We start from the raw sequence: 25,794 nt of genomic DNA, 5'->3' as shown, positions 1-25,794 counted from the left end.
GCCCGCCCATGTCCCCATCCGCCGCGCTGGTCCCGGTGTCGCCGCACGACACCGGGATCGCCGAGGCCGCCGCGCTGTCCGGCCGCCTCACCTACCTCTGCATGTGCCTCGCGCTGTGCTGGGGCGTGCTCGCCGCCACCGGCTGGGTCCGCCGTTTCAGCGGCCGCGACGCCCTGCGCGCCGGGCACGTCCTGCTCTCGGCGTTCACCCTCGCCACCGGCACCCTGCACGGGCTGACGTTCCTCTTCCTGGAGGACGACCCGTTCGGCGTCACCGACCTGCTCGTGCCCTTCTACGACGGCACCCCGCGGCACGCGCTCGGCATCGCCGGGCTCGAGCTCGTCATCGCCGTGTCGGTCACCGCCGGGCTGCGCCGCGGCGCCCGCGAAGGCCGCTGGCTGCGCTTCCACCAGCTCGGCTACCTCGCCATCGGGCTGCTCGCGGTGCACGCCTGGCTCGGCGCGATCTCCGCCGGGCACCTGGCGGTGGTCTGGCTCGCGGGCATCACGCTGCTCGTCCCGCCGGTGGTGCTCTCGGTGCTGCGGGTGCTGCCGACGTCGGCCCTCGTCCGCGCCGGGCTGATCGAGCCGGCGCCCGAGGAGCCGGAGCCGGCCGGGCTGCACGTCGACGTCGACAGCCGGCGCTGCCACGCCTACGGGGTCTGCCAGGCCGAGGCGCCCGGGGTCTTCCAGCTCGGCCACGACGGGCACCTCGAGTACGAGAAACGACCGGGGGCCGGCCAGGCGCCGAACGTCCAGGCCGCCGCGCGCGCCTGTCCCATGCGAGCCATCCACCTGTTGGGAGCCACCCGATGAGCGAACGGATCGTCATCGCCGGAGCCGGCCTCGCCGGCCTGCGCGCGGCCGAACGGCTGCGCGAGCTCGGGTTCGACGGCGAGGTCGTTGTCATCGGCGCCGAGCCCGACGTCGCCTACCACCGGCCGGCGCTGTCGAAGCAGCTGCTCACCGGCGCGGTCAGCCGCGCCGACACGCTGCTCGTCGACCCGCTCGAAGTCGACGCCGAGTGGCGCTTCGACACGCCGGTGACCGCGGTGTCGCCGAACCGTCAGGTCGTCCACCTGCGGGACGAGGAGCTGCGCTACGACGGCCTGGTCATCGCCACCGGCGTCGAGCCGCGGCGGATGCCGGGCGCGCCGCACGGCCACCCGCGGGTCGTCGTCGTGCGCACGCTGTCCGACACCACGGCCCTCCAGCGCGCCCTGGCCGGCAACCCGGGGCCGGTGGCGGTCGTCGGTGACGGCTTCATTGGCTGCGAAGTCGCTTCGAGCCTTCGCGAGATGAACCGCGACGTCATCCTCTTCGGCCGCGCGCGGGCGCTCATGACCGACGTCCTCGGCCCCGACATCGGCGACTGGCTCACCGCGCTGCACACCGCCCGCGGGGTCCACCTCGAGCTCGGCACCACCATCCGCCGCTGGCGCCCCTCGCCGACCTCGGTCGGGCTCGAGTTCGCCGACGGCCGGGCGGTCGACGTCGCGTGCGTCGTGGTCGCGGTGGGCAGCGTCCCCGCCGTCTCGTGGCTGCGCGGCGCGAAGCTGCCCCTCGACGACGGTGTGGTGTGCGGACCGACGTGTCACGTCGTCGGGTCGGCCACGATCGTCGCCGCCGGGGACGTCGCCCGCTGGCCCAACCTCCGCTACGAGCCCACGCCGCAACGGGACGAACACTGGCTCAACGCCGTCGAGATGAGCCGTGTCGCCGCCGAGAACCTCCTCACCGGCCCGCAAGGTTCCCCGGCCTACACGCCGGTGCCGCGCTTCTGGTCCGAGCAGCACGGCGTCCGCATCCAGGTCGCCGGGCGGCCGGCCCTCGGCACCGACACCGTCCTGCTCGAGTCACCGGTCGCCGGCACCCGGCCGATCACCGGGTTCGTCCGCGGCGGCCGGCTGGTCGGCCTCATCGGCCTGGACAGCCCGGCAGCGGTGCTGCACTGGACCGCCGAGCTCGCCCGCCAGCACCCCGCGCCCGGCCGGGACGAGCCACCGCCGCCGGAGGTCCGGCCGCGCCACCACAGCGGGGCCGTGGCCGGGTACTGAGCTACGATCTTCCGGCGGACGAGCTGGCAGGGCGGTCGCGAGCCGGGGCGACCCGGTCCGAGGAAAGTCCGGACTCCGCAGGGCAGGGTGGTTGCTAACGGCAACCCGGGGTGACCCGCGGGACAGTGCCACAGAGAACAGACCGCCCCCGTCTTCGGACGGGGGTAAGGGTGAAACGGTGGTGTAAGAGACCACCAGCGTCCCGGGCGACCGGGACGGCTAGGTAAACCCCACCCGGAGCAAGGCCAAGAGGGAGCGCGAGCTCCTGCGCAGGCGTTCGAGGACGGCCCGTCCGAGCCTGCGGGTAGGCCGCTGGAGCCTGCCGGCGACGGCAGGCCGAGATGGATGGCCGCCGCCCCGCGAGCCGCGAGGCGACCGGGGAACAGGATCCGGCTTACATGCCAGCTCGTCCGCCTCCTTCCGCAGCTGGTCGTGAGTGGCAATTAGGGTTCTAACCCGAATTACCACTCACGACGGCCGGAGCCTCGCCAGCGGTGGTTACCCGGTAGTAGGGTGCGGTCATGGCGGGCGACGAGAAGCGGTTCAAGCGGGCATTCGACTCCTTGCACGCCTTTGCGTACTTCGCACCCGAAGTCGACGCGGCGCTCACCGGCATCGGGCTGCGGCCGGGGCGGATGCCGTATTTCGCCGGGCGCTCGGCCGCCATGGGCGCCGTCGGGCCCGAGGTCGTCGCCGCGACCTTCTACAACTTCAACCCCGAGGTCGTCGCCCGGACCATCCCGCGGGCCTGGACCCTGGCGACCCCCGACCAGGTGCTCGACGCGCGGCTCGAGGGCGTCGACCAGGCGCTGACCCGGCTGCTCGGTGACCACGTCAAGGGTGACGACGTCGCCGAAGCCGCGGACCTCGCCCGGGAAGCCTCGGCCGGCTGTCACGGCGAAGGCCGTCCCCTGTACGCGGCGCACGCCGGCCTGGGCTGGCCGGGGGAGCCGCACCTCGTCCTCTGGCACGCCATCACCCTGCTGCGCGAGCACCGCGGGGACGGCCACCTCGCCGCGCTGGTGCTCAACGGCCTGAGCGGGGTCGAAGCCGTCGTCACGCACGTCGCGACCGGCGGTGGCTTCACCACCGAGGCGGCGAAGCGGACCCGCGGCTGGAGCGACGAGCAGTGGGCCGCCGCCGAAGCCGGTCTTCGCGACCGCGGGCTCTTCGACGCCGACGGCGCGCTCACCGAGGAAGGCGCCGCCGTCCGCGACCGCGTGGAGATCGCCACCGAGGCCGCCGCGCGCGGGCCGTGGGAGCACCTGGGCCCCGAGAAGACCGTCCGGCTCGAAGAGCTCTGCCGCGGCCTCAGCGCCCGCGTCGTCGAGGCCGGCGCGTTCCCCGCGGGTGTCTTCGCACAGCGACGATCCTGACCAAGATCACGCTATGTAGTGAAAATCCTGTGAGGTTCTGAGCGCCCTGTGACGGACGGCGGCGACGGTGAAGATCGACATCCCTCCGGACCGGCCGAGGGGCTGTTACGGAGCGGACTCGCGCGACAGGGCCGTTCGGGTCATGTCACACTGTTCCCGGCCGCACAACGGCCACGGCGTAAGTACCCACAGTGAGCAAATCCCGGGCAATGGAGTGAGTTCGTCAGCACACTGAGAAGTATGGGTGCCCGGGCTTTAACCCGAGGGCCCTTGCCGCGATGATGGTGGGCGTGGAGTTTTCGTGCGCCACGCGCGCCACGCCGGTTGACAAGGCAGCCGTCCTCTACGCAGCGCGCTTTGACCACTACCCCTCGTAGCCGCCATGATGTTGTTCGAAGCACCGCCTGAGCCAGAGCCGCGCGGGCCCCACCGCGCACCGGGAGTATCGCGATGATGACCTTGACCACCCTCGACACGCTGGCCGCCGGCGAGCTGGGCACGGGAAACGTGCGCACCTGGCTGATCGACAACATCATTCCGCTGGTGCTGCTGGCCGTCGCCCTCCTCCTGCTGTGGCTGGGCGGTGGCAAGGGCGACAACGCCGGCGTGATGCGGCGCCTCGCCGGCGTGGTCATCGCGCTCGCGATCATCGGGCTCGCGGTCAGCGGCGCCGGCGTCAACGTGGGCCAGTGGATCGCCGGCCTGTTCACGGGCTGAGGCGGAACCGGCGTGCGCATCAGGACTGATGACGAGGTCTACCGGGTCGACGCCGTGTGGCTCGGCCCGCCGAAAGCGACTTTTCCCTGGAGGGCCCGGTACGTAGCCTGGCTCATCGGCATCCCGGCGTTCTTCGTCGTCCTCGGCGTCGAACGCTGGGCGGGGTGGAGCTTCGGGTTCTTCTCGACGGCGTGGGCGTTCATCGCCACCATCGTGATCACCCGGCTGCTCACGGCCAAGATCAGCCACGAGCGCCCGCTCGGCGCCGTGGTCGCGATGGCCGGGCGCGAGCTCAACGCCCCCAGAGAGGTGACCACGGGCACGGGCGGCGCGGTCAGCGCCAGCCGCGTCCGGGTGCGGGCGACCCGCCCGTTGCCGAAGCACCGCCGAAGGCGGCAGTACCAGCACCACGGCGTGCCGCCGGGTGCGGCGGAGTTCACCCAGGGAACACCACGAGCGCGCCGGAGCCGCAGCAGTGCGGCTCGGGCCGGGAGGTAGTCGTTGTTCGGTCGCGGCGGTAGCCGAGGAAAGCAGGGTCGGGACGCTCACCCGGGCGCGTGGCAACCGCCCGAGCAGGTCCGCGCGGCGCGGAACGGCTCGGGCGGCAAGGGCGGCCGGCGCCTGACCGGCGAGCAGGCCATTCCCGCGTACACCCCGTCGATCGCGGTGCGCAGCATCGACGGTCACCTGGTGCGCACCGGTTTCGAGGTCTACGCCTGGTACCGGCTCGCGCCGCAGCGCTGGTCGTTCCGCTCGGACTCGCAACGCCGTGACCTCGTCGCGGCCATCGCCGGGCAGTACGCCGAGCTGCAGGGCCGCTGGCTGCACCTGCGCGTGACGAACCGGCCGTACCCGATCCGGATGTGGGCCGAGGCGCACGTCTACAACGCCCACGGCCGTCCCCAGGACGTCCCGGGCGCGATGTCGTTCGACGACTACCTGATCGGCGAGCAGCAGCAGCTCATGGGCCGCTCGATGGCCGAAAAAGAGGTCTACATCGGGGTCCAGGTGCAGACCCGGCGGATGGTCGACCGCGCGGTCGAGCGGGCCGCGCCGGTGCTGCGCAAGATCCTGCCCGAGGCCGTCGACGCCGAGCTGACCGCGCTGGACTCCGAGGTCGAGCACCTCGACCAGGTCATCGGCAGCGCCGGGCTGGAAGGCCGTCCGGTGCACGCCGAGGAGATGTCCTGGCTGATGCACCGCTCGTGCTCGCTCGGCCTGCCCGCGCCGCGGAACATGCCCGCGGTGCCGGGTGCGGCCTGGGAGCCCGAAGACCTGGCCAGCTTCACCGACGCCGCCGACTACTACGCCGACCCGTACGCGCCGACGGTGACCGTCCGCGGCCGGACCGGCTCCAACGCCGGCGTCTCGCGGCACCTGGCGATCCTCACCGTCGGGCAGATGCACGGCCTGCAGATCCCCGAGGTCGACGACCCGTGGATCCAGCACGCCGACCGCCTGCCGGCCGCGGTCGAGGTGTCCGCGCGCATCTACGTCCGGCGCCCCGAAGAGGTCGCCAACGAGCTGCAGCGCCAGATGAACAAGGTGCGCTCGCAGGTCAAGCACTACACCGACGAGCACGAGCTGGAGCCGCCGCAGTCGCTGTCGCGCCAGGCCGGGCGCGTGCTGGAGATCGACGACGAGATGACGTCGGGCTTCACCGCGCTCGCCACCCGCGTGCGCTCCTGGTGGCGGCTGGCGGTGTCCGGCCCGACCGAGCGGGACGCGCTGCGCCTGGCCCAGCAGCTGCTCGACCTCTACAAGCCGAAGATCGCCATCGAGCACCCCGAGGCCCAGTACGCGCTGGCCCGGGAGTTCATCCCCGGCGAGCCGCTGGCCTCGGCGGCGTACATGCGCCGCGGCTCGGTGGTCTGGGCGTCCTCGGCGGTCCCGACGGCGACGGCGGAGGTCGGCGACCGCCGCGGCATCCTGCTCGGCGAGACGTGCACGGCGACCCGGCGCCCGGTGGCCTGGGACCCGTGGATGGCCCAGGAGATCCGCGACGGCTCGGGCCTGACGGCGATGGTCGCCGGCCTGGGTGGCGGCAAGTCGTTCCTCGGCGGCGGCATCGTCTACAAGACCCTGCGCGCGGGCGCGAGCTGGACGATCCTCGACCCGTCCGGCCCGCTGTCGCGGCTGTGCGACCTGCCGGAGCTGCGGCCCTACGCGCGGCCGATCAACCTGCTCAACGCCCAGCCCGGGATCCTGAACCCGTACCGGGTGGTCGCCGAGCCGCTGATCGAGCACTTCATGGACGAGGACGACCCCGAGCGCTCCTGGCGCCGGGAGAAGGCCCTGGCCGGCGCGACTCGACGGCGTCTCGTGCTGGACGTCCTGACCGGTGTGCTGCCGTACGAGGTGTCGCGGATGGCGCAGACCCGGATCGTGCTGCTGCGCGCGGTCCGCACGGTCGGGGGCCGGTTCGACGCCGACCCGGGCCAGGTCATCGACGCGCTGCGGCGGGACTCTTCGGAACACCACGAGCACGCGAGCGTCGTCGCGGACTTCCTTGACGAGATGCGCGAGCGGATGGCGCTGCTCATCCCGGAAGCCGACGCGGACCCGTACTCGGAAACCCGTGACGACCGGCTGACGGTGCTGACGATGGCCGGCCTGACCCTCCCGAAGGACGGCGTCCCCCGCGAGTACTGGACGGACGCGGAGTCCCTCGGCGTCGAGATGCTGAACCTGGCGGCGTGGCTGACCCAGCGGTCGGTGTACGAGAAGCCGAAGGAGATGCGCAAGGGCGTCTGGATCGACGAGGCGTTCTTCCTGTCCGAGGTCCCGACCGGCCGCGTGCTGATGAACCGCTTCGCGCGTGACTCGCGCAAGTGGAACGTCCGCGTGCTGCTGTCGTCCCAGATCCCGGCGGACTTCCTGAAGATCCAGGGGTTCGTGACCCTGCTGGACTCGGTGTTCGTCGGCCGCCTGGACGACGACGACGCCCAGGCCGACGCGCTGCGGCTGCTGAAGGTCCCGGTCGGTGTGGGGTACGAGCAGGTGGTGGCGGCCCTGGGCCGCCGCCCGGGAGCCGCCCAGCGCGGCCTGGAGCGCGACGTCGAGCCCCGTCAGTTCATCTTCGGCGACGGCGCGGGAGGGGTGGAGCGCATCCGCGTCGACTTCTCCGGCCCGCACCTCGACCATCTCCGCGCGGTGATGGACACGACCCCGGGTTCGAAGGACGCGGCGCCGTCACGGCGTCCGGGCAACGAGCTGGCGCTTCCGCCGAACGCAACGCCGGAGAAGCCGTTCGTGGCCTCCCCGCCCGAGGACGACATCGAGCTGGAGCAGGACTTCGAGCTGGCGGCGGAACTGGAGGTCGGCTTGGCCGACGAGAACCTCCTGGGAGCCCCGGACCCCTTGGCGGCCGAGACCGGCGAAGTGGAGGGCGGCGTCCAGCCGTCCAACGGCCACGGCGGCCAGGAGCACGCCCGCACCGGCGGAAAGGGCGGCACCGGCCGGGACGCCGCATGAACACCGTGCTGACGCTGGCGGTCCTGCTGACGTTGGCCGCCGGGTGGCAGGCGCTGAAGCGGCGGATCAAGGAAGGTCCGCGGCCGGGGCGGCGCACCCCGGGCCGCAAGGCGACGATGTTCGCCGTCATGCTGGTCCTGGGCCTGCAGGCCATCGCCACGGCCCCCGCGGCCAGCGCGGCGGCCTGCGGTGAGGCTCCCAACCCGGAACGGCCGGGCGCGGGCATGGTCGGCGCGATCGACCCCGCCGAAGGCCACGGCGAGGCGGGCAGCGCCTACGTCGACTACAGCTACGCCGGGTTCGTCTGGAACACCTTCGAGACGAACTGCACGGCGCTGAACCTGACCCCGGCCGGCTCGACGCTCGACACCTGGGGCGGCAACCAGCTGTTCAACCTGGGCAAGAACATCGTCGGCGCGACGAACTCGCTGCACTACACCGTGCTCGAGGGAGGGTTGCTCAACCCGCTCTACAGCGCGGTGAAGTCCGGCGCGGAGAAGGTCTACAACAACATCTACGCCCAGCTGTTCGGGCTGGTCGCGCTCGTCATGTCGATCATGCTGTTCCGCAACATCTGGCGCGGCGATCTCGCCGCGGTCAGCAAACGGGCGTTGTACGCGCTGGCGGGCGTCTGGCTCGCCGCGTCGTCACTGGCGATGCTGCGGTACTTCGACCCGATCGACAAAGCGATCGTCCAGACCACGACGAACATCCAGGCCGGGTTCGTCGACGACTCGAACGACCGCGTCATCCGGCACGTGCTGCCGACGAACCTGCACAACGAGATCGTCTACAAGAACTGGGTGCGCGGGGAGTTCGGCTCGCCGACCGCGCCGCAGGCCGAGCAGTTCGGGCGCCCGCTGCTCGACGCGCAGGCGTTCACGTGGGCGCAGCTGCGCAGCGGCGACGACGGGAACCAGTCCGTCATCGACGGCAAGAAGAACGCCTACAAGGACATCTCCACCAAACTCGGCCCCGCCACCGGCTACTTCACCGGCGAAGCCGGCGGCCGCACCGGAGCGGGCTTCCTCTCCCTCGGCCAGGCCCTCGTCTACTCGCTCTTCCAGCTCCTCGCCAAGGCGAGTGTCCTCCTCGCCCAGGTCCTGATCCGCCTCTTCGCGCTCACCGCGCCGCTGATCGGGCTCATCGCCCTGCTGCACCCGGAGATCCTGCGCCGCGTGCTCAAGGTCGCCGGCGGGGTCGCATTCAACCTCGTTGTGCTCTCGGTGCTCGCCGGCGTGCACGCGCTGCTGCTGCAAGCGATCTTCGACGCCGGGAACTCGCTGAACATGCTCACGCAGATGGTCCTCGCCGGGCTCATCACCGTGCTGCTGTTCATGGTCGGGCGACCGGTGCGGCGGCTGTGGCAGATGGTGGAGATGTCGGTCAGCATGGTCGGCGCCGCCGTGCCGTCGCCCGGCGGCGGGATCTTCTCCCGCTTCCGGCGCAACAAAAACGGCCCGACCCCCCAGGACGAGTTCTGGCAGCACGTGCGCGAGACCGACGACGTCGTCGACGGCGAGCAGCGCGGGCCGCTCGGCGCGACCGCCGGGGGTGGCCGCTTCCGGCCGGAGGCCACGATCTTCGCCAACGCCCAGCGCCTCGACAACGGCTCGGGCGCGTCCCGGCCGGCCGCGGCCTGGTCCGGCGCCTGGCCGGGCGCCATCAACGGCGGTCCGGCCGGCGCCCTGCCCGCGGGCGGCCGCCCCGGCTCGCCCGTGTTCGGGCAGTACAACCCGGCGAACGGCGACGGCGGTGACTACGTCGTCGTCGGGCCCGGTGGTCGTCCGACGCTCCGGGGTGAGGAGAGCCGGCGGGTCGACACCTCGCCGGTCGCCGACCGGCGGTGGAACGACGAGCCCGAGCCCGTCGTCGTACCTTCGGACCTGCGGGCCCCCGAAGCCGAGTTCAACGGGTACGCCGCGCAGGAAGCGCCGCGGACGCCGGGGGTGCGCGCCCAGCCGCGGCGGGTCGACCCCGAAGTGGTCGCCGGCAAGCCGGTCTTCGTGCTGTACCGGCCGTCGCGCGGCATCGAAGTCCGTGAGGAACCGCGTGAGACCGACCAAGTGATGGGGCGGTGACGGATGCCGATCCGGACCAACCGCGGCCGCGCCGCGGTCTACCGCCGCCTGTGGGGGTGGCCGCTGCGCTCGCCCCGCCACCTCATCGGCACGCTGGTCTTCCTGGCGATCCTCGTCACCGCACTCGGCATCGTGCTGCCGAAGGCGATCGGCAAGCCGCAGGCGAAGGCGTCCCCGGCCACCGGCACCACGACCACGTCGGTGACGGCGACACCGCCGGGCGTCGCCGCGCCGGTGCCGACGTCCAACCTGCCGACGCGGCTGTCCACACCGCTGGCCACCCCGACCTCGGCGGCGCCGAACGCCGACGCCGTCCGCGTCGCCAAGGAATGGGCCGCGGCCTGGGTGAACCACCCGGCGGGCATCACGTCCGAGCAGTGGCTGGCCCAGCTCAAGCCGTTCACGACGGAGGAGTACCTGCCGGTGATGTCGTCGGTCGACCCGGCGAACGTCCCGGCGACGAAGGTCACCGGTGAGCCGACGGTCGGCACGTCCTACACCAGCTCGGTGCAGCTGACGATCCCCACCGACGGGCCGAAGCTCGCCATCACGGTGGTCAACACCAACGCGGGCTGGCGCGTCGCCGACTACGACCAGGCGAGCTGACCGTGCGGCGGCTGGGGGTGTGGCTGGGGCTGATCGTGTTCGTCGCGATCGGCGCCCTGATCGTCACCGCCGTCGCCGCCAAGGTGGTCATCGACAACCAGCAGGCGCAGGCCAGGGGCGTGTCCCTGCAGAGCTGCGACGCCTCGGTCGGGCCGACCCAGCCCGGCCAGGGCGAGCGCGGCGCCGTCGACGCCTCGAAGCTGGACGAGGAGCAGCGCGGGATCGTCGCGCTGATCGTCTCGATCGGCAAGCAGCGGACGCTGGCCCCGCGCGCCTGGCAGGTCGCGATCCAGGCCGGGATGACCGAGTCGGGCCTGCACAACCTCACTTACGGTGACCGCGACTCGCAGGGGATCTTCCAGATGCGCCCGTCGATGGGCTGGGGCTCGATCGCCGAGGTCACCAACCCGACGTACGCGGTCAACAAGTTCTACGACGTCCTGCTCGCGGTGCCGGACTGGGAGAACAAGCGCCCGGGCGACGCCGCGCAGGCCGTCGAGCGCTCGGGCTTCCCGGACCGGTACCACAAGTGGGAGCCGATGGCGGCGAAGCTGGTGGAGAACGTCGGGCAGGTCGTCGACGTCGTCGCCTGCGGCACCGGCCTGGGCCAGCTGCTGCCGCCGAGCCAGGCCGCGGCCAAGGCGATCAGTTTCGCGCTGGGCGAGCAGGGAAAACCGTACGTGTGGGGCGCCACGGGCCCGAACTCGTACGACTGTTCGGGCCTGATGCTGCGCGCGTACGAGTCGGCGGGGATCATCCTGCCGCGGGTTTCGCGCGACCAGTACCACGCGGGCGCGATGCTGCCGGTGCGCGAGGCGCAGCCCGGTGACCTGCTGTTCCTCGCGACGGATCCGTCGAACCCGAACACGATCCACCACGTGATGATGTTCCTCGGCGACGGCAAGGTCGTCGAGGCCCAGCAGACCGGCGTGCCGGTGCACACCCGGGACTTCTCGTTCGACGAGCGTGAAGTGGTGCCGCAGGCGGTCCGCCCCGGCGTTTAGCATGGGGCGCGAGGGCCTTGACACGAATCGGCCGATTCACCCGACGTCGCGGCGCTTCCACGAGCAGGTGGCCGCGTACTGGCAGAGGATGAGCACGTGGGACGGAAATTCGGCAAGCGCGGCAAGTCCGGCGCGGGCGAGCCCCAGGACCCGGCGTCGCTGTTCGGCGCGCCCCAGCCGCCCCGGCAGTCGGCTCGCCCCGCGTCCAGCACCCCGCTCGCCGACCAGCTGAGCCAGGGGTACCCGGGCGTCGACCAGGGGTACGTGGTGCTGCCGCGCTCGCTGGCCGAGGGGATGTCCCTGCCCTGGCAGCACCAGATGGCGGCGTTGCTGGCCCAGTTCCACGCCGAGCACGCGGCGCTGGCGTGGCCGATCTACCGGGTGGTGCCGTCGAGGTACGAGCGGTTGGAGGATCTGGACGAGGAGCAGCTCGCGGAGGCGGGCTACCTGGTCGAGATGGACGCCGACGGCGAGATGGTCTACCGCGAGCGCAGTGGGCGGAAGGTGGAGGACCCCCAGAACACGACGGTGCTGGTGTCGAGCCTGGACCCGATCCCCCGCCCGGCGGCGCGTCCCTCGCCCCCGCCGCCCGGGGCTCCGCCGGCACCGGGGCAGGCGCCGGCGCCGATGAACATCGGCCCGGCGCCGGTGTGGCGAACCGTGCCGCATCCGCCGCCGGCGCAGTCGGTGCCGGGGACGCCGGAGCCGCAGCCGAGGCCGCCGCGGCGGACGTCTCCGGGGTGGAATCCGGCTTCGGCGGAGCCTGAGCGGGCGGTGGCGGCCGAGGTCGACCCGCCGGGCCCGGTGAGGGCCCCGTCGACTGCGCGCCACGCGGCGCCGGAGCCTTGGGAGACCCGGCAGCCCGCGCAGTCCGAACCTGCACCGACGGAGACGGCAGTCGAGGGCGCACCGCAAGAGAGCGAACCAGCGGCTGATGCCGGCCGATCCGAATCCGAACACGCATCGCAGGAAGCCAGCCGGCCTGAGGCTGCGGCTCCGCCGGAGGCCGGTGAGCAACCGGAGCCTGTCGCGCCTGGGCAGGTCGCCGACCAGCCGGAAGCGGCCATCTCGCCGAGCGAGGACAAGCTGGCACATCCGGTTGCACCTGATGCCGAGGCAGCAACGCCGACTGAACCTCACCCGGCGTCCGACAGCCCTGCTGCGCCGTCGGCCGAAGGTTCGCCTGGTGCGCAGCAGTCAGAGCCGCCACCTGACGCTTCGCAGCCCGCGGCCCAGGAATCGCTGCCTGCAGGTGCGGAGCCGCCTGCTGCGCCGCAGCGACCGGAGGGTCCGCAATCGGCGACGCCCGTTGCTCCGCAGCCCGAGCCCGACGCGGCACAGTCGCCTGCGGAACCGCAGCCACCGGAAGTTTCGCAGCCGGCGACGCCCGTTGCTTCGCAAGCATCTGCTGCTTCGCAGCCGATGCCCGACGCGGCGCATCCGCCCGTCGCTTCGCAGTCGGTGCCCGATGAGCCGCAGCGGCCTGCCGATCCGCCGCCGGCGCCGCTCCCTGACGCTGAGCTGTCTGAAGCCTCCGGGGCGGTGTCGCCCGATGTGCCGTCGCCTGCCGATGCGCCGCCCATCGGCGCTGAGCTGTCTGCCGCCTCCCGGTCGGTGCCCGATGAGCCGCAGCTGCCTGCCGATGCGCAGCCGGCACCGCTCGCCGACGCCGAGCCGGCTGCTGACTCCGCGCCGATTCCGCCCAGCGCACCGCCACCGCCGGCGCCCATCGCGCCTCAACCGCAGCAGCCTGCGGTCGGCGGTTCGCAGCCGCCGTGGGGCCCGGCTACCGGAGCTCCCGACACTGGCCCTGCTCCCGACTCGAGCGCTCATACCGCCCAGCCCGCCACTTCGGCCTCGGGCAACGCTCCGGTGCCCGGCTCAGGTCCGGTCCCGAACTTCCCACCGGCGCCGTCCGCGCGACCGGTGCCAGGCGCCGGTCAGGTCCCGAACAGTCCAGCGCCGCCCACCGGCCCGGATCCAGTCCCGAACCTTCACTCGGCCCCACCCAGCGGCCCGGCCGGTCAGGCTCCCGGCTCCGGCCCGGCTCCGGACACCAGTCCGCCTCCAGCCGTTGATCCAGTCCCGACCTTCCAATCGGTGCCATCCACCCCTCCGGCCCCGGCATCGGGTGCCGATCTGGCTCCCGGCCCCGGAGCGGCCCACAACCCGCCCGCCAGTCCAGTTCCGGGCAACGCTCCGGCACCCGGCTCAGGTCCGGCCCCGACCTCCCAGTCGCTGCCGCCCGCCCAGGGCCCCGCTACGAGCCCGACCTCCAGCACTGGCTCGGCCCCAAGCTCTGCGCCGATCAATTCGAGCCCGGCGGCGACCAACCCAGGTCCCGCCGCACCCAACCCGGGCCTCGCGCCGACCAGCTCGGGTCCCGGCGCCACTCTGATCCCGCCCGTCGGTCCGGTCCCAGGCAGCGCTCAGGCACCCGGCTCAGGTCCGGCCCCGAACGTCCAGTTGCCGCCGTCCGGCCAGGTCCCCACCGCGAGCCCGACCTCCAGCAACGGCCCGGCTCCAGGCCCCACGTCGACCAACTCCGGCCCCACGGTCACCAATCCGGGCGCTGCGGCGAACAACCCAGGTCCGGCGCCGACCGACTCGAGCCCCGCGCCGACGAACCCCGGCCCCGCCGCGACCAACCCCGGCCCTGCGGCAACCAACCCAGGTCCCGCAGTAACCAACCCAGGTCCCGCAGTAACCAACCCGGGTCCCGCGGTAACCAACCCGGCCGCCGCGCCGGCCAACCCGGCCCCCACCACACCCAACCCAGCCCCCCGCCCCCCAAAACCGGTCTTCCCCGGCCCCGAGTCCACCCCCCAGCCGTTCCCAGCCCGCCACGCCGCCCCCGCCCGCCCGGTCTTCCCCGGCCCCGGCACGATGCCGCCGACGCCAGGCCCGAACGCCACCCCCGTCTTCCCCGGCCGGGACACCCCGCTTCCCCAACCCTCCCGCCAGGAACCCGAAACCCCTCCCCGCGGCAACCAGCGCGGCTGGTTCGACGAGTTCACCGACCAGCCCGCCGACCCCGAAGAGCCGCCGGACTTCGGGCCGACCGGGCAGCCAACCGAGATCCCCTACCGCTACAAGCGGTGACTCACGCTGACAGCCGGGCCGTCGGGTGCCAGGCTTGCTCCCATGGCCAACGACCCGAACCCGGACCAGGGGTGGTACTACAACACCCGCACGCACCAGGTCGAGCACCTCGAACGCAGCCGCGGCGTCGACCTGCTCGGCCCGTACCCCGATGAGGCCACCGCCCGGCGGGCCCTCGAAATCGCCAGGGAACGGACGCGGCAAGCCGACGCCGAAGACGACTAGACCGCCAGCTGCGGACCGAGGACGAACTCGGGGTCCACCTGCGAGACGAGGTCGGCACCGGCCCACGCCGTCGCGTTGCGCAGGTGGAACTCCACCGCCTGGCGCTGGTAACGCGCCCAGTCGCGCCGCTCCACGTCCACCGCCGCTCGCATCGTGGCCAGCGTCGCGAGGTTGCCGGCCTCGAGCTCGGCGATCGGCCGGGTCGTGCCGCGCTCGGCCGCGCGCACGTGACCCGACGCCGACAGCCAGCCCAGCAGCGCCGGCCCCACCTGCTCCTGCAGGAACTCGACGTCCTCGGTGTCGGTCACCTTGTTGCCCACCACCACGAGCCGCACGCCGAAGTCGCGGGCGTAGTCCGCGTACTGGCGGTACACACCGACGCTGCGGACCGTCGGCTCGCACACCAGGAACGTCACGTCGAACCGCGTGAACAGCCCCGACGCGAACGCGTCCGCGCCCGCGGTCATGTCCATCACGACGTACTCGCCGTCGACGTCGACCATGTGGTTCAGCAGCAGCTCCGCCGCGCCGACCTTCGAGTGGTAGCACTTCACACCCAGGTCGTCCTCGTCGAACTGCCCGGTGACGCCGAGCCGGACGCCGCCCAGCTGCCGGAAACACGCCGAGAAGACCGGGTTGTCCTCGAACGGCCGCACCAGCCGGGAACCCCGGCCCGGCGGGGTCGTCTTGATCATCGACGCCGCGTCCGGGATCCGCGGGTTGTCGCCGCGAAGGTAGTCCTTGATCAGGGCCATGTTGTCGCCGAGCGTCGGCCAGGCGAGCGCTTCCTCCTCGGTCGCGCCGAGCGCCACCGCGAGGTGCTGGTTGATGTCGGCGTCGATGGCCAGCACCGGCGCACCGGCGTCGGCGAGGTACGCGACGAACAGCGACGACAGCGTCGTCTTGCCGCTGCCGCCCTTGCCGACGAACGCGATCTTCACTTCTCGGCTCCCTTGGTGGTCGTGAAGACGGTTTTCATTACGGGCAACGTACACCCGACCGGCCCAAGCCCGATCGGGCGATCACAGGGCCCTTCCGGGGTTAGGGTTGGGGGGTGCCTCCCCTCGTGATCAGGACACATTCGGCGGGCGGGGACTTCGGCCCCCTGCGTGCCGAGTTCGCGCTGCCGGAGTCGTTCGGGCCCGAGGTGCTGGCCGAGGCGGAGGCGGCGGTGCTCGACCCGCTCGCGAGTGCCGGCCCCCGCGAGGACGCGACCGACCTGCCGTTCGTCACCATCGACCCGCCCGGGTCGAAGGACCTCGACCAGGCCGTGGTCGTCGAGCGGACCGCGAACGGCTTCCGGGTGCACTACGCGATCGCCGACCTGGCCGCGTTCGTGCCGCCCGGCGGCGCGCTGGACCGGGAGGCGCGCCGCCGCGGGCAGACGCTCTACCTGCCCGACGGCAACGTCCCGCTGCACCCGCCGGTGCTGTCCGAAGGCGCGGCGAGCCTGCTGCCGGGCGAGATCCGGCCCGCGGTGCTCTGGACCATCGAGACCGACGAGTCCGGCGAGCCGACGGCCACCCGCGTCCGCCGCGCGCTGGTCCGGTCCACCGAGCAGTTCGACTACGAGACGGTGCAGGCGGCGCTCGACACGGGAAACCCGCACCCGTCGGTGGCGGCGCTGCCCGAGCTGGGACGGCGGCGGCGCGAGCTGGCCGTCCGCCGCGGCGCGGTCGAACTGCAGCTGCCGGAGCAGGAGATCAGCGGCGACCCGGACGGCGGCTGGGTGCTCGCCCGCCGTCCGCGCACCGCCGTCGACGCCTGGAACGCCGAGATTTCGCTGCTCACCGGGATGGCCGCGGCGCAGATCATGATCGACGCGCGGGTCGGCGTCCTGCGCACGCTGCCCGACCCGGAGCCCGAGGCCGTCGACTGGCTGCGCCGCTCGGCCGAGGCGGTCGGCATCGCGTGGCCGGCCGCGGACACCGTTTCGGAGTTCCTGTCCCGGCTGGATCCCCGGCAGCCGGCGGCGATGGCGATCTACGCGGACACGACCCGGCTGCTGCGCGGCGCGGGGTACACCGCGTTCGACGGCGGGCTGCCCGCGCTGACCACGCACGCGGGGATCGGCGGCGCGTACGCGCACGTCACGGCGCCGATCCGGCGGCTGGTCGACCGGTTCGCCACCGAGATCTGCCTCGCCGTCTCGGCCGGGCGCGAGGTCCCGGAGTGGGTGCGGGCGGCGCTCGCGGACGTCCCGGAGCGCATGAGCGCGTCGGACACGCTCGCCGCGAAGGTCGAGCGGGCGTGCATCGACCAGGTGGAGGCGTGGGTGCTCGCCGAGCACGTCGGCGGCGAGTTCAGCGCGGTGGTGCTGCGCGCGGACGAGAACAAGGCGGAGATCCTCGTCGAAGACCCGACGGTGATGGCGAAGTGCGCGGGCGAGAAGCTGACGGCGGGGGAGCGGATCGGAGTCCGGCTGACCGCGGTCGACGTCGAGAAGCGGAAGGTGTCGTTCGAACGCGCATGAACCTCGTCGACGATCTCGGGGAGCCGGTGCCGGTGCGCGGCCCGGCTTCGCACGTGGTTTCTCTGGTGCCGTCGCTGACCGAAGCGGTCGAGGTGAGCGCGCCCGGGCGGCTCGCCGGTGCCACGGACTACTGCACGCATCCGTCCACTTTGGACATCCCGCGAGTGGGTGGGTCGAAGTACCCGAAGCTCGACGACGTGCTGGACCTGGCACCCGACCTGGTGCTGGCCAACTCCGAGGAGAACCGACCGGAGGACGTCGAACGGTTGCGCGCCAACGGGATCCCGGTCTGGGTGATGGCCGCGGCGGCCACGGTCCCGGCCGCGCTGGGCTCGTTGCGGCGGATCCTGACGCAGGCGTACGAGCTCGAGGAACCGGAGTGGCTGGTCGAGGCCGAGGAGCTGTGGCGCGAGGTCCGGCCGGCGCGGTGCCACGCGGTGGTGCCGGTGTGGCGCAAGCCGTGGATAGTCCTGGGCCGCGAGACCTTCGGCGGCGACGTCCTGCGCCGGGTGGGCGTGGCGAACGTCTACGCGGCGTCGGAGGAGCGGTACCCGCGTCCGGACGTCGAGGAGCTGCGGGCGCACTTCGCGGCGGATGCGGATCTGCTGGTGCTGCCGGACGAGCCGTACCTGTTCACGGCGGAGGACGGCCCGGACCACTTCCCGGACGAGCGGTACGTCCTGGTCTCGGGACGTCACCTCACCTGGTACGGGCCTTCGCTGGTCGAGGCTCATGCAGCGCTGACGGAAGCGCTGTCAGAGCTTTAGGTCGCGCACCCAGGCCTCGAGCGCGGCGAAGTGCTCGGCGGCGAGGCCTGTGTGCGGGTCGACGGCGATCAGCTCGGTCGGCAGGTTCCTGCGGCGGTCGAGGAAAGACTGCCGGGCGGCGGGGAAGAGGTCGAAGTCGTCGTCGAGCCAGGCCAGCGGGCGCCCGGCCGCGAACCGGGCCACCGGGCCGAACTTCCAGGTGGCGGGCCGGGCCTCGAGCTGCCCGGCGAACTGGACCACCGGCAGCGGCGGCAGGCCGATGGCCGGGCCCACCTGGGCGTTCGCCCGGTCCTCCCAGCTCGTCGCCCAGGCCAGCTCCGCGTCCGCGGAACCGGCCAGGGCGAGCAGCGCCGGGCCGTGCGCCGGGTTCAGCCAGATCCGTTGCCGGCGCCGGCTCCAGCGCGAGATCCGCAGCTGGTGCTCGACGTAGCCGGCGGGCTTCGCGTGGCGTGGCGCGGCCCACGGGCTCAGCGGGCCGTCGACGTCGAGCAGGATCAGCGGTCTCACACCTGCTTAGAGCGTCAGGCCGGTCAAAACCGTTACCCGCTCCTCGGTGAAGTCCGCCATCGCCGAGGCCGGGCCCTCGCGGCCGACGCCGGAGTCCTTGACCCCGCCGTAAGGCATCTGGTCCGCGCGGAAGCTCGGCACGTCCCCCACCAGAACCCCGCCGACCTGCAACGCCGCCGACACTTCGAACGCCGTCGGCAGGTCGCGGGTGAACACGCCCGCCTGCAAGCCGAACCGGGACGCGTTGATCCGCGAAACCCCCTCGGCCACCGACTGCACCCGGACCAGCGAAACCACCGGGCCGAACACCTCTTCGGCCATCACCGCCGCGTCCTCCGGGACGTCCGCCAGGACCGTCGGCTCCACTGTGGCGCCCGAGCGCCCGCCGCCCGCCAGCACGCGGCCGCCCGCGGAGACCGCGTCCGCGACCCACGACGAGACCCGGGAAGCCGCGGCCTCGTTGATCAGCGGGCCGACGTCGACGCCCTCCGCGCGCGGGTCGCCCGTGCGCAGGAGACCGACCTGCGAAAGCACCTTTTCGACCAAGGCGTCGTACACGTCCGTGTGGACGTACACCCGCTGCACCGAAATGCACGACTGCCCGGCCTGGTACATCGCGAACGTCGCGATCCGCTGCGCCGCGAAGTCGAGGTCCGTCCAATCGGGACAGACGAGGACCGCGCCGTTGCCGCCCAGCTCCAGGGCCACGTGCTTGCGCGGGACGCGGTCGCGGATCGCCCAGCCGACCGGGACCGAGCCGGTGAACGACACCACCGGCAGCCGCGGGTCCTCGACCAGCCGGGACGACGTCTCGTTGTCCACCGGCAGGATCGACCACGAGCCCGCCGGAAGATCGGTTTCAGCCAGGATTTCGCCCAGCAGCAACGCGGTCAGCGGTGTCGCGGGCGCGGGCTTGAGCACGATCGGCGCGCCGACGGCGATCGCCGGGGCCACCTTGTGCGCCACCAGGTTCAGCGGGAAGTTGAACGGCGTGATGCCCAGCACCGGCCCGCGTGGCACCCGCCGGACCAGCGCCAGCCGCCCGGTGCCGCCCGGGTCGGTGTCGAGGCGCTGGAGCTCGCCGGAGAAGCGGCGGGCCTCCTCGGCGGCCCAGCGGAACGTCGAGACCGCGCGGCCGACCTCGCCGCGCGCCCACTTGAGCGGCTTGCCGGACTCGGCCGTGATCAGCGCGGCGATCTCTTCGGACCGCTCACCCAAAGTTCGGGACACGTGGTCCAGCGCCCCGGCGCGGACGTGCGCGGGCAGCGTCGCGAACTCGTCCCGGACCTCGTGCGCGGCCTGCGCCGCCGCCTCGACGTCCGAAGTGGACGGGACGAAGTGGGAGCCGGCGAGTGAGCCGTCGAAGGAGTGGCGGACGTCGGCCGTGGCGCCGCCGGTCACCGGCTTTCCGGCGACCCAGAAGGGGAAAGTCATGCGTGCGCCTCCGTGCGGACAGCGTGCTCGAGGACCGAGAGGCCCTCGTCGAGCAGGTCGGTGGACAGGGACAGCGGCGGCAGCAGCCGGACGACGTTGCCGTACGTGCCGCAGGTCAGCACCACCACGCCGGCCCGGTGACAGGCCGCCGCGACGCGCTTGGTGAGGTCGGCGTCCGGCTCCGAAGTCCCCGGACGGACGAACTCCGCGGCCAGCATCGCGCCGCGCCCGCGGACGTCCCCGATGACGCCGGTCTCGGCAGCCAGCGCCCGCAGCCGGGGCAGGACGACCCCTTCGACGCGCTTCGCCGACGCGGCGAGGTCTTCGGCGCGCATGGTCTCGATCGAGCCGAGCGCGGCGGCGCACGCGATCGGGTTGCCGCCGTACGTGCCGCCGAGCCCGCCCGGACCCACCGCGTCGAGCAGGGAAGCGCGGCCGGTGACCGCGGACAGCGGCAGCCCGCCCGCGATGCCCTTGGCCGTCGCGATCAGATCGGGCACGACGTCCTCGTCGGTGGACGCGAACCAGGACCCGGTGCGGCAGAAGCCCGTCTGGACCTCGTCGGCGACGTACACGACGCCGTTCGCGCGGCACCACGCCGCGATCGCGGGCAGGAAGCCGCGCGCGGGCTCGATGAAGCCGCCCTCACCCTGGATCGGCTCCAGGACGACCGCGGCCACCTGGTCACCGCCGATCTGCTTCTCGATCCGGTCGATGGCCAGCGCGGCCGCGTCGGCGCCGGAAAGCCCGTCGCGGAACGGGTACGAGCCCGGCACGCGGTACACCTCGGGCGCGAACGGGCCGAACCCGTGCTTGTAGGGCACCGACTTCGCGGTCATGCCCATCGTGAGGTTGGTGCGGCCGTGGTAGGCGTGGTCGAACACGACGACGGCCTGGCGCCCGGTCGCCACGCGCGCGATCTTCACGGCGTTCTCGACGGCTTCGGCGCCGGAATTGAACAGCACCGACTTCTTCGCGTGGTCACCCGGCGTCAGCTCGGCCAGCGCCTCGCAGACCTCGACGTAGCCCTCGTACGGCGTGACCATGAAACAGGTGTGGGTGAACCAGCACGCCTGCTGGCGGACGCGGTCCACGACGGCCGGCGCGGAGTGCCCGACGTTCGTCACCGCGATGCCGGAGCCGAAGTCGATCAGGACGTTGCCGTCGGCGTCGGTGAGCAGCCCGCCGCTGGCCGAGGTGACGTAGACGGGCAGCACCGAGCTGACGCCCGCGGCGACCGCGTTCGCGCGGCGTTCCTGCAGCTCGCGCGAGACGGGGCCGGGGATCTCGGTGCGCAGCCTGCGCTGCCGGGGCGCCGGGGCCTGCGGCTCGGCGGTGGTGCTTGCGGTCACGGCGTGCTCCTGCGGACGCGGGTGGGTGGTCGTCCCCAGGATGAGCGGTCACCGGGCGGTGCGTCAGCTGGCCGATCCGTACAAGAAGGCGCGTAGAATTGGCCGTTATGGCACTCACGCTGCGCGGCCTGGCCGCCGACCGCCCGCTCGGCCTGCGTGTGTTGACCGGCGACGCTCTCCTCGACCGGCCGATCGGCTGGGTGCACCCGACCGAGCTGACCGACCCGCAGGCGTTCCTCGAAGGCGGCGAGCTGCTGCTGACGACCGGGCTGGCCCTCGACGAGGACACCTCGCCGGCCTACGTGCGGCGGCTGGTCGACGCGGGCGCGGCCGGGCTCGGCTTCGGCGTCGGGCTGAGCCACGACGAGGTCCCGCCCGCGCTGGTCGAGGCGGCCGCCGAGGTGGGGCTGCCGGTGCTGGAGGTGCCGCGCGAGACGCCGTTCATCGCGATCACACGCGCGGTTTCCCGGGCGGTGGCGGCCGACGAGTACGCGACGACGGTCCGGATCGGGAAGGCCCAGCAGGAGCTGACCCGCACGGCGGTCGGCAAGAGCGGCCCGGCGGGGGTGCTGCGCAAGCTGGCGAAGCTCGTCGACGGCTGGGTGCTGCTGCTCGACACCTCGGGCGTCGAGGGGGGCGCACCGGCCACCGCGCAGTCCTACTCCGACGAAGTGCGCGAAGAGCTGAAGCAGCTTCGCTCGGGCACGCGAGTCTTCGAGCTCGCCGGGCAGGAAGTGGTGCTGCAGACCCTGCCCACGCGGGTGCGCCGGGCGCTCGCGGTCGGCACCGCCGAGCCGCTCGACACCGCCGGACGGCACGTCGTCAACACCGCGGTCGCGCTGCTTTCCCTGGCACTGGAACAGGATCTGAAGCTCACGCACGCCTGGCGGTCGCTGCGGACCGGCCTGGTGGATCTGCTGGCGGAAGGGCGGCACGAGCTGGCGCTGGGAGTGATGACGACGGCGTGGGGTGACCCGCCGGAACCGCCGTGGGCGCTCGTCGCGCTGGTCGGTGCGCCCGCTCAGCGGCGCCGGGCGTGTGATGCGCTGGAAGGCGACAGCTCGCTGTTCTTCGCGGAGTCGGGTTCGGCAGTGCTCGTCCTCGGCCGGTCCGGCGGCGACGTGCTGGACCGCGCGCTGACGGCGGCGGCGAGCGCCGGGCCGATGTACGCGGGCCTGGTGGACCCGGTGCCGCTGGAGAACTTCGCGGTGGCGGCGGAGCAGGCGGACCTGGCGGCCCGCGCGGCGGAGGCGGACGGCAAGCCGCTGGTCAGCTTCGCCGAGCACTCGGCCCGCGGTCTGCTGTCCCTGATCGACCCGGTGGTGGCGCGGGTCTACGGCAGGAACCTGCTGGCGCCGTTGCGAGAGCACGATGAGACCGGCCGGGGGGATCTCGTGGAGTCGGTGCGCTGCTGGCTGGAGCACCACGGGCACTGGGACGTCGCCGCCGCGCGCCTGGGCGTCCACCGGCACACGCTGCGGAACCGCATCACGAAGGCGGGGGAGCTGCTGGGCCGGGACCTGGACTCGCCGGGCGTGCGGGCGGAGCTGTGGGTGGCGTTGCAGACTCCTGCCGCGGCTGGTCGTGAGTGGTAATTAGGGTTCTAACCCGAATTACCACTCACGAGCACGATCGGCGAGTCCCCGCAGCGGCGCAGCACCGGGCTCGGCTCCGCGCCCGCCGACCACCACGCCGGGACGTCGGCCTCCCGCACCAGCGAGCCAGTCGGCTGCCGGACGCTGTTGGACACGATTACCCGGCCCTGCGCGTTCAGCAGCGCCGCGCCCCGGCCCAGTGACCGCAGCCGCGGACGGACCGCGCGCTCGAACTCGCGCACGTACACGTCCGCTCCCACGACTCCCGCGAAGGAATCCCCACGGGACACGGGAATCGTGAACGTCAGCGTGTACTCGTCGGTGCACAGGTAATCGACGTACGGGCCGTTGATGTGCCGCCGCCCGGTGTCGCGGGGGACCGTGAACCACGACTGGCGCGTGTAGTCCAGGAAGTTCTCCGCGGCCGGATCCAGGCTGATGAACAGCTGCGACGGCTCCGCGGCCGAGCCCGTCCACCACTCGAAGCCGAACTCCGAGTCGGACAACACGTGCGGGGCGCTGACGAAGCCCGCGCCGACGACCAGGCCGCCGAGGGCCTCGGTGACCTGCGGCCGGATCCGGTGCAGCGCCGCCGCGGAAGGGGCGTCCGCCAGCACCGACTCGGCCGCCGTCAGCAGCGGCTTCAGCCGCTCGAAGACCTCTTCCACCAACGCCGAGACCTGCTCGACGACCTCGTCGCCGGTCAGCGTGCGGGTGTCGTTCACGGTGCTCACCTCGATACGCGGAGTAAAGCGGAGTTTAGGGGGCCAGCAGGTCGAGGTGCACGTCCGCGAGCCGGTCGAGCGCGCCGAGGATGTGCTCTTCGGTGAGTTTGCGGGCGAGTTCGCCGTCCGCGGAGGCGATCGCCGCGGTGATCGCCGCGTGCTCCTCGTGCGGGTGGGCGCCGAGCGGGAGCCACAGCAGCCCGCCGCGTTCGGTCTGCAGCTGCAGTTCCTCGTGCGTCAGCCGCGGCGACTGCGCGGCCGCCGCGACCTCCAGGTGGAACTGCCGCTCCGCGCGCGTGAAGTCGATGCCGTGCGCCGTGCGGAGGTCGTCGGTCGCCAGCCGCAGCCGGGCGACGTCCTCGGGCGAGCTGCGTTCGGCGGCGAGCTTCGCGGCGGCTCCGGCGATCGCCAGGTAGTGGTCGCCGACGTCGCGCAGATCGGACAAGGACACTTCGCGCAGCCGCGAGCGCCACTCGTCCGGGGGAGGGTTGGCCGGCGCCCGGACGAAGCTGCCGCCGCTGCGCCCCCGCCGCGTCTCGACCAGGCCCTGCTGCCGCACCGCCACGAGCGCTTCCCGGACCGTCACGGTCGAGACGCCGAACTGCGCGGCCAGGTCGGCCTCGCTGGGCAGCTGTTCCTCGTCGGCGAGCAGGCCGAGCGTGATGGCGTCGACCAGCCGCGCCGCCACCGCTTCCGCCCGCCCGACCTGGCCGAGCGGCGCGAACATGGCGGACCGCGCGCTGTGCGACATGCCCTGGCGCATCGTGACCCTTCGCCGGTGGAGGTACCCGTTCGCACCAATCTTGCCTGATCCTCTTGTCCTATTACATATGAACTCATATGTTTTAGCTCTCGCGAACCCGAGGAGCCACTCGTGCAGGAGCTGAAGCACTACGTCGGCGGCGCGTACGTCGAGTCCAAGTCGGGCCGGACGGCGGAGATCGTCGACCCGGTCACCGGGCGCCCCTACTGCACGGCGCCGATCGCCGGACCCGACGACGTCGACAACGCGCTGCAGGTCGCCGCGACCGCGTTCGAGACCTGGCGCGCGACCACCCCGGCCCAGCGCCAGCTCGCGCTGCTGAAGATCGCCGACGCGCTCGAAGCCCGCGCCGACGAGGTCGTGCGGGTCGAGTCGGCGAACACCGGCAAGCCGATCGCGCTGACGATGTCCGAAGAGATCCCGATGGTCCTGGACCAGGTCCGCTTCTTCGCCGGGGCCGCGCGCGTGCTCGAAGGCCGGTCCGCCGGCGAGTACATGGAAGGCCACACGTCGTTCGTGCGCCGCGAGCCGGTCGGCGTCTGCGCGCAGGTCACGCCGTGGAACTACCCGCTGCTGATGGCCATCTGGAAGATCGCGCCCGCCCTCGCCGCCGGCAACACCATCGTGCTCAAGCCGTCGGACACCACCCCGGCGTCGACGCTGCTGCTGGCCGAGATCGCCGGCGAGTTCCTGCCACCGGGCGTGTTCAACGTCGTGTGCGGCGACCGCGACACCGGCCGCGCGCTGGTCGAGCACGACATCCCGGCGATGGTGTCGATCACCGGCTCGGTCCGCGCGGGCATCGAGGTCGCCAAGTCCGCGGCCAACGACGTCAAGCGCGTGCACCTGGAGCTGGGCGGCAAGGCGCCGGTCATCGTCTTCGAGGACGCCGACCTCGACGCCGCCGCCGAGGCCATCGCCGTCGCGGGCTACTTCAACGCGGGCCAGGACTGCACCGCCGCCACCCGGGTGCTGGTCGCCGACGAGGTGCACGACACGTTCGTCGCGGCGCTCGCCCGGCAGGCCGAGAACACCAAGACCGGCAAGCCGGACGACGAAGACGTCGCGTACGGCCCGCTCAACAACGCGGCCCAGCTGGAAAAGGTCTCGGGGTTCATCGACCGGCTGCCGGAGCACGCGACCGTCCACTGTGGAGGCCATCGCGCCGGCGACGAAGGCTACTTCTACGAGGCCACCGTGGTCTCCGGCCTGAAGCAGGACGACGAGCTGAGCCAGAACGAGATCTTCGGCCCGGTCATCACCGTCCAGCGGTTCAGCGACGAGGCCGACGCCCTCAAGTCCGCGAACGCCGTCCAGTACGGCCTCGCGTCCTCGGTCTGGACCCGCGACCACCAGCGCGCGATGCGCCTCGCGGCGAAGCTCGACTTCGGCTGCGTCTGGATCAACACCCACATCCCGCTGGTCGCCGAAATGCCGCACGGCGGCTTCAAGAAGTCCGGGTACGGCAAGGACCTCTCGCTGTACGGGCTGGAGGACTACACCCGCGTCAAGCACGTCATGAGCGCACTGTGAGGCT

The 25,794-nt window shown here is 72.6% G+C and carries 21 protein-coding genes and 1 other RNA gene; 16 read left to right on the top strand and 6 right to left on the bottom strand.

Annotation, left to right across the window (positions count from 1 at the left end):
- The first annotated feature begins 8 nt into the window (after nt 1-8).
- The 12 genes from ACZ61C_RS04665 (at nt 9) to ACZ61C_RS04610 (ending at nt 14,641) form a co-directional block, all read left to right on the top strand.
- Complete coding sequence (locus tag ACZ61C_RS04665) at nt 9-815, top strand: ferredoxin (protein ID WP_465302882.1); 807 nt, start codon at nt 9-11, stop codon at nt 813-815.
- Nucleotides 812-2,056: an NAD(P)/FAD-dependent oxidoreductase gene (locus ACZ61C_RS04660; protein ID WP_465302880.1), complete on the top strand. Its 1,245-nt coding sequence runs from the start codon at nt 812-814 to the stop codon at nt 2,054-2,056. The genes ACZ61C_RS04665 and ACZ61C_RS04660 overlap by 4 nt, the downstream gene beginning before the upstream one ends.
- A 19-nt stretch (nt 2,057-2,075) precedes the next feature.
- Nucleotides 2,076-2,469: RNase P RNA component class A (rnpB, locus tag ACZ61C_RS04655), an RNA gene on the top strand.
- A gap of 108 nt (nt 2,470-2,577) precedes the next feature.
- Complete coding sequence (locus ACZ61C_RS04650; protein ID WP_465302878.1) at nt 2,578-3,432, top strand: SCO6745 family protein; 855 nt, start codon at nt 2,578-2,580, stop codon at nt 3,430-3,432.
- A 450-nt stretch (nt 3,433-3,882) separates the two neighbouring features.
- A complete protein-coding gene (locus ACZ61C_RS04645) occupies nt 3,883-4,149 on the top strand; it encodes a hypothetical protein (protein WP_005166545.1) in 267 nt (88 codons plus the stop codon).
- 12 nt (nt 4,150-4,161) lie between these two features.
- Nucleotides 4,162-4,647 (top strand): hypothetical protein, encoded by a 486-nt coding sequence (locus ACZ61C_RS04640; RefSeq protein WP_465302875.1) that lies wholly within the window; start codon nt 4,162-4,164, stop codon nt 4,645-4,647.
- Nucleotides 4,648-4,650: 3 nt separating this feature from the next.
- On the top strand, nt 4,651-7,623 hold the full coding sequence (locus ACZ61C_RS04635; RefSeq protein ID WP_465302873.1) for an ATP-binding protein: 2,973 nt from the start codon (nt 4,651-4,653) through the stop codon (nt 7,621-7,623).
- Complete coding sequence (locus ACZ61C_RS04630) at nt 7,620-9,704, top strand: magnesium transporter (RefSeq protein ID WP_465302872.1); 2,085 nt, start codon at nt 7,620-7,622, stop codon at nt 9,702-9,704. Before ACZ61C_RS04635 ends, ACZ61C_RS04630 begins: the two co-directional genes overlap by 4 nt.
- 3 nt (nt 9,705-9,707) lie before the next feature.
- A complete protein-coding gene (locus ACZ61C_RS04625) occupies nt 9,708-10,310 on the top strand; it encodes a hypothetical protein (RefSeq protein ID WP_465302870.1) in 603 nt (200 codons plus the stop codon).
- Between the two features lie 17 nt (nt 10,311-10,327).
- Nucleotides 10,328-11,314, top strand: a complete 987-nt coding sequence (locus ACZ61C_RS04620) for a C40 family peptidase (protein WP_465304177.1) — start codon at nt 10,328-10,330, stop codon at nt 11,312-11,314.
- 2,886 nt (nt 11,315-14,200) lie between these two features.
- Nucleotides 14,201-14,416, top strand: coding sequence for a hypothetical protein (locus tag ACZ61C_RS04615; protein ID WP_465302868.1), 216 nt, complete (start codon nt 14,201-14,203; stop codon nt 14,414-14,416).
- Nucleotides 14,417-14,458: 42 nt separating this feature from the next.
- A complete protein-coding gene (locus ACZ61C_RS04610) occupies nt 14,459-14,641 on the top strand; it encodes a hypothetical protein (RefSeq protein WP_465302866.1) in 183 nt (60 codons plus the stop codon).
- Here ACZ61C_RS04610 and ACZ61C_RS04605 read toward each other — a convergent pair.
- On the bottom strand, nt 14,638-15,582 hold the full coding sequence (locus ACZ61C_RS04605; protein ID WP_465302864.1) for an ATP-binding protein: 945 nt from the start codon (nt 15,580-15,582) through the stop codon (nt 14,638-14,640). The two genes, ACZ61C_RS04610 and ACZ61C_RS04605, sit on opposite strands and share 4 nt — an antisense overlap.
- Before the next feature lie 125 nt (nt 15,583-15,707).
- On the opposite strand from ACZ61C_RS04605, the gene ACZ61C_RS04600 reads away from it, so the two are divergent.
- A complete protein-coding gene (locus ACZ61C_RS04600) occupies nt 15,708-17,114 on the top strand; it encodes an RNB domain-containing ribonuclease (RefSeq protein ID WP_465304175.1) in 1,407 nt (468 codons plus the stop codon).
- Nucleotides 17,111-17,881 (top strand): helical backbone metal receptor, encoded by a 771-nt coding sequence (locus ACZ61C_RS04595; protein ID WP_465302862.1) that lies wholly within the window; start codon nt 17,111-17,113, stop codon nt 17,879-17,881. Before ACZ61C_RS04600 ends, ACZ61C_RS04595 begins: the two co-directional genes overlap by 4 nt.
- On the opposite strand, the gene ACZ61C_RS04590 is transcribed toward ACZ61C_RS04595, so the two are convergent.
- Genes ACZ61C_RS04590 through gabT form a run of 3 tightly spaced genes read right to left on the bottom strand, consistent with a single transcriptional unit; the run spans nt 17,870 to nt 21,174 of the window.
- Complete coding sequence (locus ACZ61C_RS04590) at nt 17,870-18,388, bottom strand: HAD domain-containing protein (RefSeq protein WP_465302860.1); 519 nt, start codon at nt 18,386-18,388, stop codon at nt 17,870-17,872. The two genes, ACZ61C_RS04595 and ACZ61C_RS04590, sit on opposite strands and share 12 nt — an antisense overlap.
- A gap of 6 nt (nt 18,389-18,394) precedes the next feature.
- Nucleotides 18,395-19,822: an aldehyde dehydrogenase family protein gene (locus ACZ61C_RS04585; RefSeq protein ID WP_465302858.1), complete on the bottom strand. Its 1,428-nt coding sequence runs from the start codon at nt 19,820-19,822 to the stop codon at nt 18,395-18,397.
- Nucleotides 19,819-21,174 (bottom strand): 4-aminobutyrate--2-oxoglutarate transaminase, encoded by a 1,356-nt coding sequence (gene gabT / locus ACZ61C_RS04580; protein ID WP_465302856.1) that lies wholly within the window; start codon nt 21,172-21,174, stop codon nt 19,819-19,821. Before gabT ends, ACZ61C_RS04585 begins: the two co-directional genes overlap by 4 nt.
- A 107-nt stretch (nt 21,175-21,281) precedes the next feature.
- On the opposite strand from gabT, the gene ACZ61C_RS04575 reads away from it, so the two are divergent.
- Nucleotides 21,282-22,769: a PucR family transcriptional regulator gene (locus ACZ61C_RS04575; protein WP_465302854.1), complete on the top strand. Its 1,488-nt coding sequence runs from the start codon at nt 21,282-21,284 to the stop codon at nt 22,767-22,769.
- An 8-nt stretch (nt 22,770-22,777) separates the two neighbouring features.
- Here the strand turns inward: ACZ61C_RS04575 and ACZ61C_RS04570 are convergent, their stop codons facing one another.
- Together ACZ61C_RS04570 and ACZ61C_RS04565 are read right to left on the bottom strand one after the other, a co-directional pair.
- Entirely contained in the window at nt 22,778-23,494 is a 717-nt protein-coding gene (locus ACZ61C_RS04570; RefSeq protein ID WP_465302852.1) for a cache domain-containing protein, read from the bottom strand.
- 34 nt (nt 23,495-23,528) lie between these two features.
- Nucleotides 23,529-24,257 (bottom strand): FadR/GntR family transcriptional regulator, encoded by a 729-nt coding sequence (locus ACZ61C_RS04565; protein ID WP_465302850.1) that lies wholly within the window; start codon nt 24,255-24,257, stop codon nt 23,529-23,531.
- A gap of 111 nt (nt 24,258-24,368) precedes the next feature.
- Between ACZ61C_RS04565 and ACZ61C_RS04560 the strand changes: the two genes are divergently transcribed.
- Nucleotides 24,369-25,790, top strand: coding sequence for a gamma-aminobutyraldehyde dehydrogenase (locus ACZ61C_RS04560; RefSeq protein ID WP_465302848.1), 1,422 nt, complete (start codon nt 24,369-24,371; stop codon nt 25,788-25,790).
- Nucleotides 25,791-25,794 lie beyond the last annotated feature (4 nt).

The organism is Amycolatopsis sp. NPDC104587 (assembly GCF_055583645.1).
This window is presented reverse-complemented; position numbering and strand designations above follow the sequence as displayed.